Source organism: Streptomyces sp. NPDC001093, assembly GCF_040298985.1.
Taxonomy (GTDB): domain Bacteria; phylum Actinomycetota; class Actinomycetes; order Streptomycetales; family Streptomycetaceae; genus Streptomyces.
In genome coordinates, this window is sequence record NZ_JBEPBF010000291.1 from 1 (window position 1) to 1,451 (window position 1,451).

The following is a 1,451-nucleotide window of genomic DNA, read 5'->3' on the forward strand; positions in this document are numbered from 1 at the left end:
CTCCTTACCTTGTGGGCGGGTTGATTCCGGTCCTTCGTACGATCGGCAGACCCAGGGGCCTGGGTGTGGCTGAAAGCGCTCATGCCGTACGTGTGGCTTTGACTGATAGGCCGCCCAGTGCCCCGCGACGACACGGCCACTCATTGGGATGAGCGAACAGAAATCGCTTCGTAAGGACACGTCGGCGTGGTCGTCTGCAGGGACCAATCAACCGATCGGCGAGGGAGGCTCGGGTGCCCGAGCTCTGGGCGGGGACGGATGCCGGCAAGGCCGCGCACCACTGCACGGTGATCGACACGGACGGAACGAAGGTGCTCTCGCGCCGAGTACCGAACAACGAGGCTGAGCTGCTGGAGCTGATAGGCGACGTCCGTGCACTGGCCGAGGACGACCCGGTGACCTGGGCAGTCGATCTGAACGCGGGCGGAGCCGCCCTGCTGATCGCTTTGCTCACCAGTCACGGTCAACGGCTTCTCTACATCCCTGGCCGCACCGTTCACCATGCCTCCCACAGCTACCGCGGGGACGGCAAGACCGATGCCAAGGACGCTTACGTCATCGCCGACCAGGCACGGATGCGCCGGGACCTGCAGCCCCTGCAGGACTGGGACGAGATCGCGGTGGACCTGAAGATCCTCACCGCTCGCCGCTATGACCTGGCGGCCGACCGCACGCGGGCCATCAACCGCCTGCGGGCTCAGCTGCTGGAGTACTTCCCCGCTCTGGAGCGGGCGTTCGACTACGCCGCGTCCAAAGGCGCCCTCACGCTGCTGACCGGCTACCAGACGCCAGCAGCCCTGCGCCGGATCGGTGCGAGCCGGCTGACGAGTTGGTTGAAGAACCGCAGGGTTCGCGGCGCCCAGGCCCTGGCGGACGCTGCAGCGGCCGCGGCGCAGGCCCAGCACACCGCCGTCGCCGGGGAGGCCACGGCCGCAGCTGTGGTCTGCACCCTGGCCAAGGCCGTGCTGGCGCTGGACGAGGAGATCGCCGACATCGATCTGCAGATCGCGGCCCGCTTCCGTGAGCATCGCGACGCGGAAGTGATCGTCAGCATGCCCGGAATGGGTCCGTTGCTGGGGGCAGAGTTCATTGCCTGCACCGGAGGGGACATGGACGCCTTCGGCAGCACGGGACGGCTTGCCGGAGTCGCCGGTCTCGCGCCGGTCCCACGGGACTCAGGCCGGATCAGCGGAAACATGCGCCGACCACATCGCTACCATCGCCGGCTCCTGCGCGTCTTCTACCTCTCGGCCCAGATCGCCGCGCGCTTCTGCCCTACGTCGAAGACGTTCTACGACCGCAAGAGGAACGAGGGCAAGAGCCACAAGCAGGCGATCCTCGCACTCGCTCGCCGTCGGCTCGACGTCCTATGGGCTCTCATCCGGGATCAACGGCACTGGGCCCCCGAGCCGCCCCAGCCAGCTTGACAAGGACGATTGGGAATCAGTCAC

1 protein-coding gene is annotated in these 1,451 nt (G+C 67.3%); it reads left to right on the plus strand.

Translation table 11 applies throughout. The features are described 5' to 3' along the window. The first annotated feature begins 233 nt into the window (after positions 1–233). Positions 234–1,427 (plus strand): IS110 family RNA-guided transposase, encoded by a 1,194-nt coding sequence (locus tag ABT288_RS49935; protein WP_351623450.1) that lies wholly within the window; start codon positions 234–236, stop codon positions 1,425–1,427. Positions 1,428–1,451: the final 24 nt, after the last annotated feature.